At 72.9% G+C, this 17,342-nt stretch carries 16 protein-coding genes; 7 read left to right on the forward strand and 9 right to left on the reverse strand.

All coding sequences use genetic code 11. The features are described from left to right. Window positions 1–181 precede the first annotated feature (181 nt). On the reverse strand, window positions 182–1,624 hold the full coding sequence (locus ACFYL6_RS10490; protein WP_387169949.1) for a hypothetical protein: 1,443 nt from the start codon (window positions 1,622–1,624) through the stop codon (window positions 182–184). A 182-nt stretch (window positions 1,625–1,806) separates the two neighbouring features. On the opposite strand from ACFYL6_RS10490, the gene ACFYL6_RS10495 reads away from it, so the two are divergent. Further along, the gene (locus ACFYL6_RS10495; RefSeq protein WP_387169951.1) at window positions 1,807–2,037 is read left to right on the forward strand and encodes a CDGSH iron-sulfur domain-containing protein; all 231 of its coding nucleotides are present in this window, start codon (window positions 1,807–1,809) and stop codon (window positions 2,035–2,037) included. Window positions 2,038–2,123: 86 nt separating this feature from the next. On the opposite strand, the gene ACFYL6_RS10500 is transcribed toward ACFYL6_RS10495, so the two are convergent. The 3 genes from ACFYL6_RS10500 to ACFYL6_RS10510 are packed head-to-tail and all read right to left on the reverse strand — an operon-like array spanning window position 2,124 to window position 6,142. Further along, window positions 2,124–3,221: an iron-containing redox enzyme family protein gene (locus ACFYL6_RS10500; RefSeq protein ID WP_387169953.1), complete on the reverse strand. Its 1,098-nt coding sequence runs from the start codon at window positions 3,219–3,221 to the stop codon at window positions 2,124–2,126. A gap of 49 nt (window positions 3,222–3,270) precedes the next feature. Next, window positions 3,271–5,025: a thiamine pyrophosphate-binding protein gene (locus tag ACFYL6_RS10505; RefSeq protein WP_387169955.1), complete on the reverse strand. Its 1,755-nt coding sequence runs from the start codon at window positions 5,023–5,025 to the stop codon at window positions 3,271–3,273. Continuing rightward, on the reverse strand, window positions 5,018–6,142 hold the full coding sequence (locus ACFYL6_RS10510; RefSeq protein ID WP_387169956.1) for a Vms1/Ankzf1 family peptidyl-tRNA hydrolase: 1,125 nt from the start codon (window positions 6,140–6,142) through the stop codon (window positions 5,018–5,020). Before ACFYL6_RS10510 ends, ACFYL6_RS10505 begins: the two co-directional genes overlap by 8 nt. Window positions 6,143–6,284: 142 nt before the next feature. On the opposite strand from ACFYL6_RS10510, the gene ACFYL6_RS10515 reads away from it, so the two are divergent. Then, entirely contained in the window at window positions 6,285–6,833 is a 549-nt protein-coding gene (locus ACFYL6_RS10515) for a hypothetical protein (protein ID WP_387170399.1), read from the forward strand. A 102-nt stretch (window positions 6,834–6,935) separates the two neighbouring features. Here the strand turns inward: ACFYL6_RS10515 and ACFYL6_RS10520 are convergent, their stop codons facing one another. After that, window positions 6,936–7,274, reverse strand: a complete 339-nt coding sequence (locus ACFYL6_RS10520; RefSeq protein WP_387170400.1) for a DUF3817 domain-containing protein — start codon at window positions 7,272–7,274, stop codon at window positions 6,936–6,938. Window positions 7,275–7,427: 153 nt separating this feature from the next. Between ACFYL6_RS10520 and ACFYL6_RS10525 the strand changes: the two genes are divergently transcribed. From ACFYL6_RS10525 to ACFYL6_RS10535, 3 genes are all read left to right on the forward strand, one after another. Then, a complete protein-coding gene (locus tag ACFYL6_RS10525; protein WP_387169958.1) occupies window positions 7,428–8,906 on the forward strand; it encodes a glutamate--cysteine ligase in 1,479 nt (492 codons plus the stop codon). A gap of 91 nt (window positions 8,907–8,997) precedes the next feature. After that, a complete protein-coding gene (locus tag ACFYL6_RS10530; protein WP_387169959.1) occupies window positions 8,998–10,089 on the forward strand; it encodes an LD-carboxypeptidase in 1,092 nt (363 codons plus the stop codon). A 61-nt stretch (window positions 10,090–10,150) separates the two neighbouring features. Continuing rightward, window positions 10,151–11,956 (forward strand): hypothetical protein, encoded by a 1,806-nt coding sequence (locus tag ACFYL6_RS10535; RefSeq protein ID WP_387169961.1) that lies wholly within the window; start codon window positions 10,151–10,153, stop codon window positions 11,954–11,956. 43 nt (window positions 11,957–11,999) lie between these two features. Here ACFYL6_RS10535 and ACFYL6_RS10540 read toward each other — a convergent pair whose 3' ends face one another. From ACFYL6_RS10540 to ACFYL6_RS10555, 4 genes are all read right to left on the reverse strand, one after another. After that, window positions 12,000–12,386: a DUF2267 domain-containing protein gene (locus ACFYL6_RS10540; protein WP_387169963.1), complete on the reverse strand. Its 387-nt coding sequence runs from the start codon at window positions 12,384–12,386 to the stop codon at window positions 12,000–12,002. Window positions 12,387–12,576: 190 nt separating this feature from the next. Further along, window positions 12,577–13,152 carry a GNAT family N-acetyltransferase gene (locus ACFYL6_RS10545; protein WP_387169965.1) on the reverse strand — a complete coding sequence of 192 codons (576 nt, stop codon included), beginning with the start codon at window positions 13,150–13,152 and terminating at the stop codon, window positions 12,577–12,579. 86 nt (window positions 13,153–13,238) lie between these two features. Continuing rightward, the gene (locus tag ACFYL6_RS10550; RefSeq protein WP_387169967.1) at window positions 13,239–14,411 is read right to left on the reverse strand and encodes a zinc-dependent alcohol dehydrogenase; all 1,173 of its coding nucleotides are present in this window, start codon (window positions 14,409–14,411) and stop codon (window positions 13,239–13,241) included. A 29-nt stretch (window positions 14,412–14,440) separates the two neighbouring features. Beyond that, on the reverse strand, window positions 14,441–15,391 hold the full coding sequence (locus ACFYL6_RS10555) for an SRPBCC family protein (protein ID WP_387169969.1): 951 nt from the start codon (window positions 15,389–15,391) through the stop codon (window positions 14,441–14,443). 228 nt (window positions 15,392–15,619) lie between these two features. Here ACFYL6_RS10555 and ACFYL6_RS10560 point away from each other — a divergent pair, with 228 nt between their 5' ends. Beyond that, the gene (locus tag ACFYL6_RS10560) at window positions 15,620–16,132 is read left to right on the forward strand and encodes an RNA polymerase sigma factor (protein WP_387169971.1); all 513 of its coding nucleotides are present in this window, start codon (window positions 15,620–15,622) and stop codon (window positions 16,130–16,132) included. Further along, window positions 16,119–17,324: a WD40/YVTN/BNR-like repeat-containing protein gene (locus ACFYL6_RS10565; protein ID WP_387169973.1), complete on the forward strand. Its 1,206-nt coding sequence runs from the start codon at window positions 16,119–16,121 to the stop codon at window positions 17,322–17,324. Before ACFYL6_RS10560 ends, ACFYL6_RS10565 begins: the two co-directional genes overlap by 14 nt. Window positions 17,325–17,342 lie beyond the last annotated feature (18 nt).

Genomic DNA, 17,342 nt, shown 5'->3' on the forward strand with positions numbered 1-17,342 from the left:
CCGGTCGTGCGCGTGGTCGAGCCACGCACCGGGCCGGAAAGTGGGTCAGTGACTGGGATGCCAGCGGGCGACACCGCCTCTACGCAGCGCAATCAGGCCGTCGCAGCCAGCGATGTTCCCGCTCCGTAGGTACTCAATCACGGGACCCCGGGTTCGCGAGGATGTTTCGGCGTGCTGCGTCTCAGGAGACCAACAACCCCTGGTGGCCGCCGCTGTCGCGGAGCACGGCCAGCGCCTCGGCGACCCCCAGTGGGGGCGGCGCGGGCAGGTCGTACGGCTGAGCGCGCAGGACCTCGGTGGCCCGGCGGGTGGGCACCGAGGTGACCGGGTAGCCCCGGGCGGTGGTGCGGTCCAGCGCCCGACGCCGCCGGCCGAACCCGGCGACGGCCAGCCACTGCGGCAGCCCGGCCAGCGCTGGCGAGCGCACCCCGGGCGGCTCGGGCAACACGTCCACCGAACTGAACGCCTCGCTGCCGGCGAGCCACCACTCGGCCTCGTCGACGCTGCGGCGGGTGGCGTTCTCACACCAGTACGGCACCAGCCCCGCCCGCACCACCTGCCACGGATCGAGCAGTCGGCCGCACTCCACCACCAACCGGTCACCGGTCTTACCGGCGCGCCGCAACCACCGCCGGTACAGGTCGGCCACGCCCGCGCTGAGCGCCGCCGGCCGGGGCACCAGCACCCGGTGCAACGGGTGCTGGTGCCGGGCGGACCAGTCCCGGGTGGCCAGCTCGAAGCCCGAGTCGACGCCGTGCTCGGCGTACGCCGCCGGTATGGACACCTCCGGTGGCTCCCACCGGGTCGCGTCGCCGCCGGCGGAGCGCAGCACCTGCCGCAACGCGTGGCTGTCCGGGTGGAAGTCCACCGGGTCCAGCCCGCTGCCCGGGCAGCCGACCTGGAAGCTGTGTCCCGGCCCGCGCTCCAGCACCGGCCAGGTGCGCGCGTCGTGGACCAGCAGCACGGGGGCCTCCGGCACCAGCCGGTCGGCCAGGAACTGCGCGTACGCGGCCGGTAGGGCCCTCCACGCGGCGGTCAGCGACACGGTCGCCCCGGTCAGCGCCCCGCGGCTGGCCGGGCAGTGCACCTGGCGCAGGTGCAGGTCGGCGTTGCCGGCGAGCAACCGGGTGGCGAGTGCCGCGCCGTGCTCCACGGCGTCCGCCGGGCGGTCCACCCCGCCGTCGGACCAGTGCACGGTCATCTCGAAGCCGGCCGGCAGCCACGGCACGCCGAGGGCCACCGCGAGGTGCGCCGCGGCGCCGTGCGGAGAGCCGATCAGCACCCCGGGGTAGCGCCGGCGGGGGTACTGGTCGACGAACCAGCGGGCCACCCGGGCGGCGTCCACCTCGTCGACCTGGGCCACGGTGAGCGCGACCCGGCCGGCGGCGCGGGTGACCGCGGCGCGGCGTACCGGCTCGGGGGCGCCGGGGAACCGCGACGTCGGCCCGGTGTGCCCGAGGTCGGCGCAGTCGGCCCCGCGCAGCGCCCGGGCGGTGGCGGCGACCAGCACCCGGGCGGAGCTGCCCGCGGCCACGACCCGGTCGCCGGCGAGACCGGCGCCATCGGCCGTGAGCCCCTTGTGCACCTTGTGCACCGGCCCCACCTTGCCTCGTTCGCTCACCACGCGGCCCGGCTTCCCGTCCCGATGGGGTTCAAACGGGGCATCACCCACCCGGCGGCACATTCCGCTGGTCAGCGGGGTGCCTCGGTCATCGCCGGCGTTCCGCGACGATCGGCCGGAGTCGCGCTTGGTCGGCGGCGGAGGGCTCGGGTTTCGCCAGGGTTAGGACGGGCACTTCCGGGGCCATGCGCACCGACGACACCAGCGAGCCAGCCGCCGCCACGATCACCCCGTACGAGGACGGGCCGCTGCTGATCCGCGGCGACTTCGCGCTGGTCAGCCCGGACGGCGAGCGCATCGACGCGCGGCGGGGCACGGTGGCGCTGTGCCGGTGCGGCAAGTCGGCGCTCAAGCCGTTCTGCGACGGCACCCACAAGGCGATCAACTTCCGCGCGGGCACCGCCCGCGAGGGGTGACCCACGCCGGGCGTGGTCTGTCGGCTTCCTCTCCGCCGCAAGACCGGCACCACTGTCGACGGCGTGGAGGTGACAAGCCCCTCGGGTCAGACGAGCGCGGGCGGGGCTGGCGGGGCCACCGCGGGCAACGCGACAAGCGAGACCTTGGGCGGCAGCGCCGGCGGGGCGGGTGCGCGCAGCGAGCTGCGGCCGGCGGCCCAGCTGTCCAGCAGGTGCGCGGCGAACAGCCGGTCCACCGCGAGCCCGGCCGCCGCGCCGAAGAGCACGTCGGAGCCGAGGGCCGGCTCGACGCGGACCAGGCCGCCGCACATGTCGTGCGCGGCGATCTGCTCGTGCACCGCGTCGGCCTCGACGTGCTCGTCGTAGAAGCGGGTGGCCACCTCGTCGAAGCCGAGCCGGCGCAGTCCGTTGCCGTAGCGGCGGTTCGGCAGCGAGGAAGTCATCTCGAACGCGGCCAGGTGCCCGAGCAGCGCGCCGCGCAACCGTCGGTGCAGCCCGAACAGCGACATCACGTTGTTGGTCGCCAACGTCACCGCCGGCGCCACGTCGACGTGGGCGCCGTAGCCGGTGTCCAGCCCCAACCGGTCGAGGGTGCGTCGGAACAGCTCGGCGTGCATCCGGTCCAACCGCCCGTTGCCGTACTCGTCGGTCTGGATCTCCACGAGCGCGGCCTTGGCCGGGCCACCCAGGCGGGGCAGCGCCCAGCTGTGCGGGTCCGCCTCCCGCAGGTGGTAGACCGACCGGTGGACGACGAACTCGCGGAACTGGGTGAGGTCGGCGTGCCGTTGCAGCGTCGCGGCCAGCGCCGGCCCGTCGTCGGCCGCGACCAGCTCGGCCAGGCCGGCCGCCACCCCGGCGGCCGGCACCGGCGGCGCGCCGACCAGCCGACGCAGCGCCGCCTCGAAGACGCGTTCGCAGCGGCCGCGCAACGCCAGCAGTGTTGGCTGCCACTCCCACGACTCGTCCACCCCGAACCAGCCCCGGTAGTGCAGCTCGTAGCAGAGGAACAGCGTCAGCTGAAGGTCCTCGTCGGCGATCGGCTCCGCCGGGTCGAGGCCGACGCCGAGATCGGCCCGCAGGTCGTGCGGCGGGTGCCGCAGAGCCTCGACGACCGCCGCGGAGAGCGGACCCCGCTCCCTCGGCAGGGTCGCGGGACCGTAGCGGCGGTCGGCGGGCTCGGACATGGGACCTCCAGCGTCGTCGGGCCGCTACTGATGCCCTGGTCCAGAGTGACTAAACGAGATCGTCGGCGTTCGCGGTGACCTCCACCTGCTCGCGGACCTTCCGGGCCGGAGCGCCCTCGGCGTACAGACCCCGCAGGTCGGCGAAGGCGGGCTCCGGCGGCGCCAGCGACACCGCCGGGTCGACGACCGCCTCCAGTACGCAGGGGCGGTCCGCGGCGAGGGCCTCGTCCCAGGCCGCGCCGACCAGCTCGGGGCGGTCCACCCGCACCCCGTGCAGCCCCAGCAGCCGGGCCCACCCGGCGTACGGCACGTCGGGGCGGCGGTGGGTCGGGTCGGACGACGGTTGTCGCCCGCCACCCATGCCGTTCTGGTCCCGGTTGTTGAGCACCAGCACCACCAGCCGCGGGTCGCGCCACTGCTGCCAGAGGTGCGACACGGTGATCAGTTCGGCCAGCCCGTTGAGCTGCATCGCCCCGTCACCGACCAACGCGACCACCGGCTGGTCGGGGGCGGCGAGCTTGGCCGCCACCGCGTACGGCAAGGCGCAGCCCATCGAGCCCAGGGTGCCGCACAGTTGCGCGTTGACCCCCGGCGGCAGGGTGAGGTGCCGGGCGTACCAGTAGAGGACCGAGCCGACGTCGACGGCGACCGCTCCGGTGCCGGGCATCCGGGCGGACAACTCCTGGAGGACGAGCTGCGGGTTGACCGGGTCCGCGACAGCGGCGGCCCGCTCGGCGGCGACCTCCCGCCAGCGGTCCACCGAACTCTCCACGGTGGCGCGCCACTGCTGCTCGGGCCGAGCCCGCACCCGGCCCAGCAGCGCCCGCAGCGTCTCGGCGGCGTCACCGACCAACGGCACGTCGGCCGGGTACCGGGTGCCGATCCGGCGGCCGTCGATGTCGATCTGCACCGTGCGCGCCTGCTCGGGCATCGGGAAGTAATCGGTCCACGGGTCGTTGGTGCCGACCATCAGCAGGGTGTCGCAGCCACCCATCAGCTCGGCCGCCGCCGGGGTGCCGACCTCGCCGAGCACCCCGGCGTGGAACGGCAGCCGCTCGTCGAGCACCGGTTTGCCCAGCAGCGAGGTGGCCACCCCGGCGCCGAGCCGGTCGGCCATCTCGACGATCTCGGCGGCCGCGTCCCGACCGCCCTGGCCGACCAGGATCGCGATCCGCTGGCCCCCGCTGAGCAGCTGCGCGGCGGCGTCGAGGTCCGCGTCGTGCGGCAGGACCCGGGCCAGCGGCTCGCCGGGGGTCGCCGTGATCACCCCGGCGCCGTACGACTGCAGGTCGGGCACTAGCGCCTCCTGCAACTGGCGGGGCAGCACCACACAGGTCGGGCTGCGGGTCGCCGCCGCCGTCCGGAACGCCTGGTCCAGCAGCACCCCCACCTCGTCCGGGCTGCGGCCGTACCGGACGAACTGGTTGCACACGTCCCCGAAGAGCCGGCTCAGCCCGATCTCCTGGTGTGCGCCGCCGAGCGGCCCGGAGATGTCCTCCCCGACGATGGCGACCACCGGCTTGCTGTCCAGCTTGGCGTCGTAGAGGCCGTTGAGCAGCTGGACGGCGCTGGGCCCCTGGGTGGCGAGGCAGACCCCGATGCCGCCGGTGAACTTGGCGTGCCCGGTGGCCATGAACGAGGCGGTCTCCTCGTGCCGGGCCGGGATGAACGCCGGCTCGCCGCCGGTACGGTCCAGCGCGTCGACAAGTGGAGCGATCGCCTCGCCTGGGTACCCGAAGGCGCGGGGCACCCGCCAGGCCAGGAGCCGCTCCACCACGACGTCCGCGACCGTTCGGTCAACCATTGCCGCGCCCCGGTGTGCTGGGGTCGACGTAGCGCAGTACCGCGCCGACGCCGTCGGTCAGGTCGGGCGCCTCGTCGGGGCCGAGCACGGTCAGTGCCGCGTCGGTGCCGACCAGCGCCCGGACCAGCGCCGCGTCGGCGCGTACCCGCTGCGGGTCGGCCACCGACATGGCGGCCAGTTGCCCGGGGTCGACGGCGATCTCGGTGGGTTCCGCGCCGATCCACAGCTCACCGTTGGCCGACGGGTCGTCCACGATGAGCATCGTGTCGACCTGGTTGCGTTGCAGGGCGGAGACGACCGCGTCGAGGCCGCCGCCCACGTCCTCCTGCACGCCGAACTTGTCCAGCGCGGCGCTGATCCGCTGGTCGGCGATCTCCGCGATGGTCTGCACGGTGAGGTCGTCCAGCAACGTCAGGTCGGCGCCGGCGGCCCGGGAGCCGGCGTCGGTACGGACCATCAGGTCCTGCCAGCGCTCGGGCATCTGGGCGGCGATCATTCCGGTGGCCCGGACGTCGCCGGCCACCACCACCACCTCCGCGCCGACCTTCTCGGCCAGGTCGACTGTCGCCGCGGTGACGTCGCCGGCGTTGCGGTGCCAGGCCTCCATTGCGGCCTTCTGGTAGATGTCCTGGGACCAGCCACCGGGCTGCGGCTTGCGCAGCGGGAAGGTCTCCCCGCCGACGACGTGCGCCTTCCGGGGAACCCCACCGGCGCTGATGGCGATCGCGTCCGCGCCGGTGCGGTCGGCGAGCACGCGTACCCAGGCCACCTGCTCGCCGCGTTGGGCGAGCAGCGGCATCACGTGCGGCAACGGGCCGACGTGGGCCAGGTCGCGCAGTGGCGGCGCGGACAGGAACTCGGAGAGCACCACCCGGCCGTGACTGGCGAAGACCGCCAGGCCGTAGTCCCCGACCATCGGGTCATGACCCCGGACCACCCGGTCCAGCGCGGCGATGTTCGCCTCGCCCGCTCCCTGTTCGATCAGGCTGCGCTCCAGGGCACGCCAGCGCAGGTCCAGGGCGGGGTGGGCGTCCTCCGTGTCCGCGGAGGCATCCAGATACACCGAGCACCACGGCCCGGGACGGTCGTAGAGCGGGCGCAGGAAGGACAGCTGCATGCTCGACCCCTTTCCAGCTCGGCCCCCCGCTTACCCGGGTCGCCGGGGATGTCACCTCGCGGCCGTGAGCCCGTGACCAGGTTTCATTCACGTCGTTCAACCGAGGACGTCGATACGATCTGTGAACACAAGCGGACTCTCGGTGGTGGAGATGGACAGCGGACTCGATACCCGACGGATCGTGCACCCGACGGAACGAATCGTCACCGGGCGGCTGATCCGCCTGCTCGACGGCTACACCCGCGAGGTACGCATCGGTCAGCCGGTGCTGGTGGCGGTGCTCGCCGCGGCGGCCTTCGCCCGGCTGCCCGCCCTGCTGCTGCGCTCGCTCTTCTCGTTCGGCGGCGGCGGCACCCGGCGCCGCTGGAAGGAGCTGAAGCAGGGCCCCGAATATCTGGTCACGCCCGTGCGGCTGCGCAACACCGCCGGGCAGCTCTGCGAGGTGGAGCTGCACGGCCACCTGCCGCAGAGCGCCCTGCACCCGGCGGACCAGGTGCAGCTCACCCTGCGCCCGCAACGCGACCCGGAGCTGCCGCCCCGGATCGAGCGCATCGTCAACCTCACCACCGGGCAGTTGCTGACCCCGCGTACCGCGACGCTCTGGTCGCACCTCGGGCCGCCACTGCTGTTGCAGGCGTTCCTGGGCGCGCTGCTGCTGGCCGGCGTCGCGGCCTGCTCCGCACTGACCTGATCCGTGCCCGGCCCGGTCGGGGCCGGACGGTCCGACCGGTCAGGGCGGGCTCAGCCCAACCGGGGCGGACGGCGACTCAGCCCAACCGGCGCGGACGGCGGCTCAGCCGACCGGGGCAGGCTCGCGCGCGGCTTGCCGCTCTACGCCGAGCATTCCCCGGCGGCGGGCCCAGCGCTCGAAGGCCAGGGTGGCGAACGGCGGCACCGCGCTGGCCAGGGCCACCGCCGTGGCCAGCAGGCTCCACCGGTGCAGCCGGGCCACGGCCAGCACCAGCAGGACGTACGCGACGAACAGGCCGCCGTGGATCGGCCCGAAGATCTTGACGCCCAGCTCGTTGTCCGGCGGGCCGTACTTGACCAGCATGCCGACCAGCAGGGCCAGCCAGGAGCAGGCCTCGGCGATCGCCGCCGCGACGAACAACCGGGTCACCTTCTCGCGCATCCGCACGCCACCACCTCTCGGGCCGCCATGCTATCGGTCTGCTCTGGCTGGGCTAACAGGGCGGGCAGTTGGGTAGGAAAGGGTCCTCAGGTCTTCCCCCGCTCGCCGACCGCGTGCGAGGTTAGGGGGACCAGCGGTGACAGGGCGGTGACCATGGGCGAGGACGTCGGCGTGCGAACCTTCAGTCGAGAGGATCGAGCCCGCTATCGCGACAAGGTCCGCCGCTGCCTGGATGTTTTCGCCGAGATGCTGCGGGAGTCCCGCTTCGACCTCGACCGGCCGATGACCGGCGTGGAGATCGAGCTGAACCTGGTCGACGAGGCGTCGAACCCGGCGATGCGCAACGCGGACGTGCTGGCGGCCATCGCCGACCCGAGCTTCCAGACCGAGCTGGGCCAGTTCAACATCGAGATCAACGTGCCGCCGCGCCGGCTGACCGGCACCGGCACGGCCGACTTCGAGGAGTACGTGCGGGCCAGCCTCAACGCCGCCGAGGTGAAGGCCCGGGCGATCGGCGCGCACATGGTCATGATCGGCATCCTGCCGACGCTGCGTCCCGAGCACCTGACCGCCGAGACGCTGTCGGCCAACCCCCGCTACCGGCTGCTCAACGAGCAGATCTTCGCGGCGCGGGGCGAGGATCTGCCGATCGCCATCAGCGGGGTGGAACGCTTGGCGGTCACCGCCGACACGATCACCCCGGAGGCGGCCTGCACCAGCACCCAGTTCCACCTCCAGGTCAGCCCGGCCCAGTTCGCCGACTACTGGAACGCCGCCCAGGCGGTGGCCGGCATCCAGGTCGCGGTCGGCGCGAACTCGCCGCTGTTCTTCGGCCGGGAGCTGTGGCGCGAGACCCGCATCCCGCTGTTCCAGCAGGCCACCGACACCCGGTCGGAAGAGATCAAAGCCCAGGGGGTACGCCCCCGGGTCTGGTTCGGCGAACGCTGGATCACCAGCGTGTTCGACCTGTTCGAGGAGAACGTGCGTTACTTCCCGGCGCTGCTGCCGGTCTGCGATCCGGAGGACCCGGCGCAGGCCCTCGCGGCCGGGGAGGTGCCCAATCTGGCCGAGTTGCGCCTGCACAACGGCACCGTCTACCGGTGGAACCGCCCGGTGTACGACGTGTCGCGGGGCCGCCCGCACCTGCGGGTGGAAAATCGGGTGCTGCCCGCCGGCCCGACCGTGCTGGACACCATCGCCAACGGCGCCTTCTACTTCGGGTTGGTTCGCGCCCTCGCCGAATCGGACCGGCCACTGTGGTCGCAGATGTCGTTCAGCGCCGCCGAGGAGAACTTCACCAGCTGCGCCCGGCACGGCATCGACGCGCAGGTCTTCTGGCCCGGTCTGGGCTATCTGCCGGTCACCGAGTTGGTGTTGCGCCGGTTGCTGCCGATGGCGCATCACGGCCTGGACCGGTGGGGGCTCGACCCGGCCGAGCGTGACCGGCTGCTCGGCATCATCGAGCAGCGCTGCCTGACCAGCCGCAACGGCGCGACCTGGCAGGTGGAGACGCTGCACCGGTTGGAGTCGGCCGACCACCTGGACCGGCCGGAGGCGCTGCGCGAGGTGGTGCGGCACTACGTGGACCTGATGCACAGCAACCGCCCCGTGCACGAGTGGCCGATCCCGTAAGCCCTCGGGTGTCCCTTGTGGACCCCCACGCTCATCGAAGACTGCCGTAGGCTTTGGCGACTCGGACATCGATGATGATGGAGGGTTGCCGGTGGCCACTTCTGGAACCGACCGCGTCCCGACCCAACGGCCCGCGCAGCTGGCCCTGTCCCGTCGGCACATGCTCCGGATCGGCGCGGCGGCTGCCGGTGGGGCGGCGCTCGTCGCCGCGGCGGAGCCGGCGTTGGCGCAGGCCGCCGCTCCCGGTGATGCGAAGCGGGTCCTGCGGGCGCGGGCGCTGGCACCCGGTGACCGGGTTCGGGTCGTGTCGCCCGGCAGCACCCCCGACCCCACGAACATGGCCCGCGGCATCGAGATCCTGCGGAGCTGGGGTCTGATGGTCGAGCTGGGCAGGCACGTCTTCACCAAGTACGGCTACCTCGCCGGCACCGACGCGGAGCGGCTGGCCGACCTGAACGCGGCGCTCACCGACCCGGGAATCCGTGCCGTCTTCGCCGCCCGCGGCGGATACGGCACCCAGCGGATCGTCGACCAGATCGACGTCTCCGCTCTCCGCCGCGACCCCCGGGTGGTCGTCGGGTTCAGCGACATCACCAGCATCCACGGCAAGCTCTGGCGCGACACCGGCCTGGTCACGTTCTACGGCCCCATGGTCAACTGGAGTGACGCCCGCACCGGCCCCGAGTCGGCCGAGGCGCTGCGCAAGGCGGTGATGACCACCGAGCCCGTGACGATCACCAGGGACCCGGCCGAGACAGCGGCCTCCGTGCTGGTCCCGGGGCGGGCATCGGGGCCGCTGCTCGGCGGCTGTCTGACGTTGATCTCCACGTCGTTCGGCGCGGCGGACTCGCCGAAGTTCAACGACGCGATCCTGTTCTTCGAGGACGTGGACGAGGCTCCGTACAGCATCGACATGATGCTGACCGAGCTGCGCCGGGTGGGTGTGCTGTCCAGGGTCGCCGGGGTGGTCATCGGTCAGATCACCAACAGCGTCGGTGAACCGGGTGAGTGGGACGCGGCGGCCGTGCTGAAGGACCGCCTGTACGACCTCGGGGTGCCGGTCCTGGGCGGGCTCCGCCTGGGCCACGGCAACGGGCAGCTCACGGTTCCGCTCGGTTCGCGGGCCACGATCGACGCCGCGGCGGGGACCCTGACCGTGGAGCCGGGAGTCCGTCCCCGCTAGCCGCTTGGCTCGACCAGGGCTCGCCGACCGCTCGGCGCGCCTGTCGTTGATGATGGGTGTCATGACGTCAGTGGGCGCCCAGCGGGTGCGGGATGCGAACGGCGCGACGCACACTGCGGTGGAGCAGCGACTGATCGAGTCCGTCGCCCGCGGCGAGGTGCTCGACCTGGCCGGCGACGGGCCGGTCGACGAGGAAGCGATGCGCTCCTGGGGCGACGACCACGCGATCTCGGCCTCCGTCATCCGTGAGCTGGTGCGCGGCCGGCTGGTCGGCGAGCCCGACCCGCACGGCCTGCGGCTGCGCGGAGCCCGGGTCGTCGGCCGGATCGACCTGGAGAACGTCACCAGTGACCTGGCGCTGGAGTTGCGCGACTGCCTGCTGCCCGACGGCGTGAACCTTCGCAACGCCCGCCTGTCCGCGGTCGCCCTGAGCGGGTGCCGCATCGAGCAGGCGCCCGGCTCGACGGACCCGGCAGTGGAGGCCACGCGCTGTGCGGCCTGGGCGCTCTCGCTCGACGGGAGCACGGCGAGCGCTGACACCGTCGCCGCCACCATTCGTCTCGCTGCCGCCCGCGTCGGCACACTGGACTGCCGCGCGGCGCGGTGGGAGAACAGCAGCGGTCCGGCCCTGGACGCCGACGGCCTCACCGTCGACCAGAGCGTGTTCCTGAATGACGGCTTCACCGCCACCAGCGCCAGTGCGCGCGGCACGGTCCGGCTGCTCGGCGCTCACATCGGCGGCCAGCTCAACTGCGGTGGGGCACGGCTGGAGAACACCGTCGGCCCGGCGCTCAACGCCGACAACCTTCGAACCGCCCAGGACGTGCTGCTCCGCAACGGCTTCAGTGCCAGCAGCGCCAGCGAGCAGGGCACGGTCCGGCTCATCGGCGCGCACATCGGGTCGCTGAGCGCGGGCGGTGCGCGGCTCACGAACACCGCCGGGCCGGTTCTCGACGCCGACGGCGTCACCGTCGACCGGGACCTGGCCCTGGATCATGGCTTCACCGCCCGCAGCGCCAGTGGGTGGGGCGGCGTCGGCCTGGCCGGCGCCCACATCGGTGGGCTTCTGGCCTGCGGTGGGGCGCAACTGGAGAACACGGTCGGTCCCGCCCTCGACCTGAACGGCCTTCGGGTCGACCAGGACGTGCTCCTGGATGACGGGTTCAGTGCCACCAGCGGCGGTGACGAGGTGGTGGTGCTGGTGCTGGCCGGGACCAGGGTCGGCGGTGCTCTCCGCCTCGACATGGATCGGGTGGTCCGTACGACACCGGGCCCGCTTGTCGAGGTGGAGGGGCTCACCTACAGCGGGCAGCCGCGGCGGGCGTCACTGCGGCGCTGGCTGACCCTGCTGCGCGAGGACACGCCCCGTTACAGCGCCCAGCCCTACCAGCAGCTCGCCGCCGCCTACCGGGCCGCCGGCCATGACCGCGACGCCCGCACCATCCTCATCGCCCAACGCCGTGACCAGCTCCAGCGCGCCGGGCTGAGCGCCGCCGAACGCGCCTGGGGTCGCCTCATCGGGATCACCCTCGGCTACGGCTACCAGCCCTGGCGCGCCCTGCTCCTGCTCCTCGCCACACTGGCGGTCGCCGTCGCGCTCAGCGTCGTCGGCGGCCACCACGGCGGCCTCGCGCAGAAGGCGGTGGCCAGCGGAGCTGCCGCCGCCTGCACGAGCATCGACCAGATCGGTGTCGGCCTCGACCTCGGCGCCCCACTGCTCAGGACCGGCGCCCGGGATCGCTGCCAACCGACCGACACCGCTGCCGGTCAGACCCTCACCATCGCCGGCTGGATCCTGCAACTGCTCGCCTGGAGCTTCGCGACCCTCTTCATCGCGGGCTTCACCAGCGCCGTCCGCAAGACCTGACCCCACGCTGCCCTGCCCGCGCCGGTTGCGGCGGGGGCGGTGCTCAGCCGCGCGGGGTGGGAACACCGAAGAGATCGATGATGCCGGCGGGAAGCTGGGCGAGCAGGTCGTGACGCTCGTCGTCGTTGAGCGCCTCGGCGACGGTCCGCAACACCGCCTGGGCGTGTAGACGCACCTGGTCCGCATCCGCGACCTGCTCCCGGTCGCCGACGTGTTTCAGGAAATCACCGATGTCCCACCGGCGGCCCTGCGGATTACGGGTGACCGACGCGTCCAGCCGGTCCGGTAGCTGTGCCGCCAGGTTGTCGGCTTCCTTTCCGGCGAGCCGTTCGCCGAGCACCGACAGAACGGCCTGTATGGACCGGACGGCCTCGTTCTCCCCGAGGCCCGCGCGCCGCCGTACCGTGGCGATCATCTGCTCGTACTCCATGACCCGCTCCTTCCGTCTCCTCGACCGGCCGTCAGGCCCTGCCGGCGGACGAACGGGGCGAGTTCCCCGGCTCCCTGCCCGCAAACGGGGTCACGCGCGGATCCGGACTCCCTGCCATCGGTGGGCGGGGCCTCGCAAAACGTGCCAGTCACGTCAGTCGGGTTGCCCGCTGAGCCAGGTCGGGCGCGCGTCAGCCTGCGGTCGGCGCGTCCCACGGGGACGGATCGTCGCGCAACCGGCTGTAGAGATAGCCGTCGCGCCACTGACCGGCCCGAAACTCGCTGGCCCGGATGACGCCCTCAAGCTGGAAGCCGGCCTTCTCCAGTGCGCGCTGCTCGGCCACGTTCTCCGGATGGGTGCCGGCCTGGATGCGCTGTGCCGGGCTGTGCTGGAAGAGGTAGTCGCAGAGCAACGCCTGCGCGCGCCAGCCGATGCCCCGCCCGCGCCAGGACGGCAGCAGGACGATGCCGATCTCCCAGTACGACGCCCGTCCGGCGTAACGGCCGGAGCGGTAGCTGACGACGCCGGCGGCAGCCCGTTCCTGTTCGACCTCGACGACGAGCCGCCCGTCGTCCTCACCGAGGTAGCCGTCGACGGCGAACCGCCGCGCCGGCGCCCCAGCATCCCGGAAGCCGGCCCAGTCCAACCCGATCAGGCCCGGCTCGGTGCAGAACCGCCGGAATATCGCCAGGTCGGGCTCGGCAACCGGCCGCAGCCGGACGGTGAGGTCGGCCGAGCCCGGCGTCGAGGTGTCACCACTGTCCATGACGACACGCTAGCCGCCGGGCAACGGAAAACGCGCCCGGCGACCGCCTGGCCGAAACGGTGACGGCCGGCAAAGCTGCCACCCGGTCAGACCTTGAGCAGCACCTTCGTACAGTCGTCCTGCTTCTTTTGGAAGATCTTGTAGCCCTTCGGGGCGTCGCGCAGCGGCATCCGGTGGCTGACGATGAAACTCGGGTCGATCTCGCCGCGCTGGATGCGCTCCAGGAGCGGTCGGGTGTAGCGCTGGACGTGGCACTGACCGGTCCGCATGATCAGCGACCGGTTCATGAACGCGCCCATCGGGAACTTGTCGACGAAGCCGCCGTACGCGCCGACGACCGAGACCACCCCGCCGGAGCGGCAGGCCAGGATCGCCTGCCGCAGCGCGAAGGGCCGTTCCGTCTCGACCCGCGCCACCTGCTTGGCCCGGTCGTACGCGTACATGGCGGCGTTGCCGTGGTGGCCCTCCAGGCCCACCGCGTCGATGCACGCGTCGGGGCCCCGGCCGGCGGTCATCTCGTTGAGGGTGTCCAGCACGTCGACTTCCTCGTAGTTGATCGTGTCGGCGTCGATGTGCTCCTCGGCCAGCCGCAGCCGGTACGGGAACCGGTCGATGATTATCACCCGCTCCGCACCGAGCAGCCGGGCGCTGGCCGCGGCGAGCAGCCCGACCGGCCCGGCACCCCAGACCGCGATCACCTGCCCGGGCTTGATGTCGCACATCTCGGCGCCCATGTAGCCGGTCGGGAACACGTCGGCCAGCAACACCGCCTGGTCGTCGCTGATCTCGGCGGGCACCTTGACCGGGCCGACGTCGGCGAACGGCACCCGGGCGTACTCGGCCTGGCCGCCGGCGTAGCCGCCGAGTAGGTGGGAGTAGCCGAAGATGCCGGCCGGCGAGTGCCCCATGATCTTCTCGGCGATGCCGGCGTTCGGGTTGGAGTTCTCGCAGACCGAGTAGAGGCCGCGCTGGCAGGACGAGCAGTGCCCGCAGGCGATCGGGAAGGGCACCACCACCCGGTCGCCGGGGGCGAGGTTGCGGACCTGCGGGCCGACCTCCACCACCTCGCCCATGAACTCGTGGCCGAGGATGTCGCCCTTGCGCATGGCGGGGATGTAGCCGTGGTAGAGGTGCAGGTCGGAGCCGCAGATCGCGGTGGTGCTGATCCGGACGATCGCGTCCCGGGCGTTCATGATCTTCGGGTCGGGCACGTCGATGACCTTGACCCTGTCGGTGCCCATCCAGGCGGTGGCCTTCATTCTCGGTCCCTTTCGGAGAGCTCGGGCGGTCAGCGGCGGGACGCCGGCAGCGGCTGGGCGGGGCGCTGCATGGCCTGGTGGCGTAGGGAGATGCCGTTGGGGCTGCCCTCGGAGCGGACGACCTCGCCGGTCTCCAGCACCTGCTTGAACCGGCGCAGGTCGTCACGGACCTGCTGCTCGGGTTCCTCGCCGAAGAGCTTCGCCACCGCTCTGCCGACCGCGCCGGCCGGCGGCGCGTAGCGCAGCTCCACCCGCACCTCGGTGCCCCGGTCGCCGGGCGCGGGCACGAACCGGACCCGGCCGGCGTTCGGCACCCGGGTCCCCGGCAGCGAACGCCAGGTGATCGACTTGTTCGGCTGGTCGTCGATGATCTCGGCGTCCCACTCGACGCGGTGCCCGGCCGGACCACGGGCGATCCAGTGTGAGCGGCGTAGGTCGTCGGCGCGTACGGACTCCAGGTGCGCCATGAACCGGGGCAGGTTCTCCATGTCCCGCCAGAACCGGTACGCCTCGGCGGGCGACCGGTTCACCGTCACCGCGACCTGCATCCGGATCACCCGGGCGCGGGCCCGTCCAGCCCGGCTGACGCGTACGGCGGCGAGCACGTCGACGGCGGTGATGCCGGCGATGGCGAGGGTGGTCAGCGCGACCCGACGGCGGCGTTCCCCGCCGCGGTCGGCGAGGGCCCGACCGAGCAGGGTGAGGTCCATCGCGTCGCCGGCCACCCGACTCCAGGCCCAGCCGGCCGGGCGGCGGCCGCTGAGCAGGCCGGCGGCGCTGCCCAACTCCCGCAGGCCGATGGCCGGAAGCACGGCCCGCGCGGTCGGGGCGTCGTCCACCCCCGTCAGCCGTGCGATGGGTCCGGGCGCGACCAGCGCACCCACTCCCAGGGCCAGGCTCAGCAGGCCGAGCGTGCTCGGCAGCGTCGCCGGCACCGGTCCGTCCAGCTCCGGCAGGAGCACAGTGTCGACATGACTCATGTCCGGTCCCTTCCGGTGGGCGTCGCCGCCGGTCCGCCGGCGGAGGCAGCGGTTGTCCGCCCCCGTGACGCTATGTCGTAGAGGTGCCGTATGCGCCAGGTTCGGCGCAGAACGTCCGATGCGGGCTGCGGGGACGGAAACGCGGCGCCGACGGCCGACATATTCTGGCCGGCCACCGGAACCTTCTCCCCCGCCCGTTGGTGGGAGTGGTGGAGAAGGGGGGTGGCGGTGTCCGACGGCGATCTGATCTCCGAGCTCTACGCCGGCTGTTTCCGACGCCTGGTCGTCCAGCTGTACGCGGTGACGGGCGACCTGACCGAGGCACAGGAGGCGGTCCAGGAGGCGTTCACCCGAGCGCTGATGGCGCCGGGGCGGTTCGCCGGGCTGGAGAACCCGGAGGCCTGGTTGCGTCGGGTCGCGGTGAACTGGGCCCGCAGCCGGTTCCGCCGCCGTCGGATGCTCGACGGGCTGCTGCGCCGCATCGGTCCGCCGCCGGCCGTCGCCGACCACTCCCCGGAGCACCTCGCCCTCCTCGCGGCGCTGCGCGTGCTGCCGGAGGGGCAGCGACATGCGCTGGCCCTGCACTACCTCGTCGACCTGCCGGTGGACGAGGTCGCCGCGACGCTGGGCGTGTCGTCCGGGACGGTGAAGTCCCGGCTGTCACGGGGTCGGGTCGCCCTGGCAGCGCTGCTCGCCGACACCGACGCTACGGAAACCGGGAGGATCGATGTCCGGTCATGAGTTCTCCGGCTTCGACGTGGACGCCGTCACCGAGGCCGTCTCGCAGCCGTCCCTCGACGAGCTGCGAAGCAACGCCCGATCGCGACGGCACCGGTCGGTCGCGACGGTGACGACCGCACTGGTCGCACTGGCCGCGCTGGCGGTCGTACCGCTGCTGGCTGAGCCGGACCGGGCCGCGCCGGCCGACCCTCCGACACCGTCGGGTGCGCAGTTCAGCCAACTCACGCTGACCGGGCCCGACTCCGGGGTCGACGTGCGGCAGGACGGCTGCGTCGTGCGCTTCGCCTACACCGGCGACGGCGGCCGCAGCTGGTCGGACTGGGACGCGGCGCGCTTCGAGGGCACCCGATGTACGGCCGGCACCGCCGCCGGGACGCCGGGCAGCGGCACGGACTTCTTCGTACTCGGTGAGCGGTCCTACCTGGTCACCGACTCCGGGCTGGCCCACATCTCCACCGACTACGGCCGCACCTGGCAGGACGCGGCTTCGGCCATCGTCGCCGTGCCCACGTTCCCGGCGACGGCCCGACCGGTCCTCTGCGGGTTCCGCTGTGCGCCGGTGTCGGAGCCGCTGGCGGTGGACCCGTCGAGCGGAACGGTGTACCGGCTCACCGCCAGGGCACCCTCGTGGCGTCCGCTGTTCAGCCTCTACCCGGCAGCGGACGGCAGCATCTGGGCCACGTACCGGATGGGGAGCACCCAGGGATCGACCGTCGCCCGCAGCGCCGACCGAGGCGCCACCTGGACCACCTGGGAGGTGGGCGACGACCGGGACGTGATCGCGGCGGTCGGGATCGACGACCAGGAAGGGTACGTGCTGACCGCACCGACGGCAGGTGGCGGGGTGCGGCTGCTGCGGACCACGGACGGCGCGAAGACCTGGACGGACACCGGTGCCGAGCTGTCGGATCAGATCCCCTACGACCTCACGGTGGGGTCGGACGGATCCCTGCTGGCGATCACCGCCGGTGGGGGCACCGAGCCCGACCGCCGCGCGCGGTTGCTGGTCAGCCGGGACGACGGGCGGCACTTCACCGTCGCCCGGGAGTACGGCCGGCTCGTTGGTTCGGTCAGTGTCGCGCCCGGCTACGTTTGGCTCTTCGGGCGGGACGACGGGTCGACGGGCGAACCGGACCACGTCCTCGTCACCACGGACGCGACCACCTGGACCCGCTTCTCGCTCGCACCGTGAACAAACGGGCACCGTGCG

Source organism: Micromonospora sp. NPDC007208 (genome assembly GCF_042869175.1).
GTDB classification, from domain to species: Bacteria; Actinomycetota; Actinomycetes; order Mycobacteriales; family Micromonosporaceae; genus Micromonospora; species Micromonospora foliorum.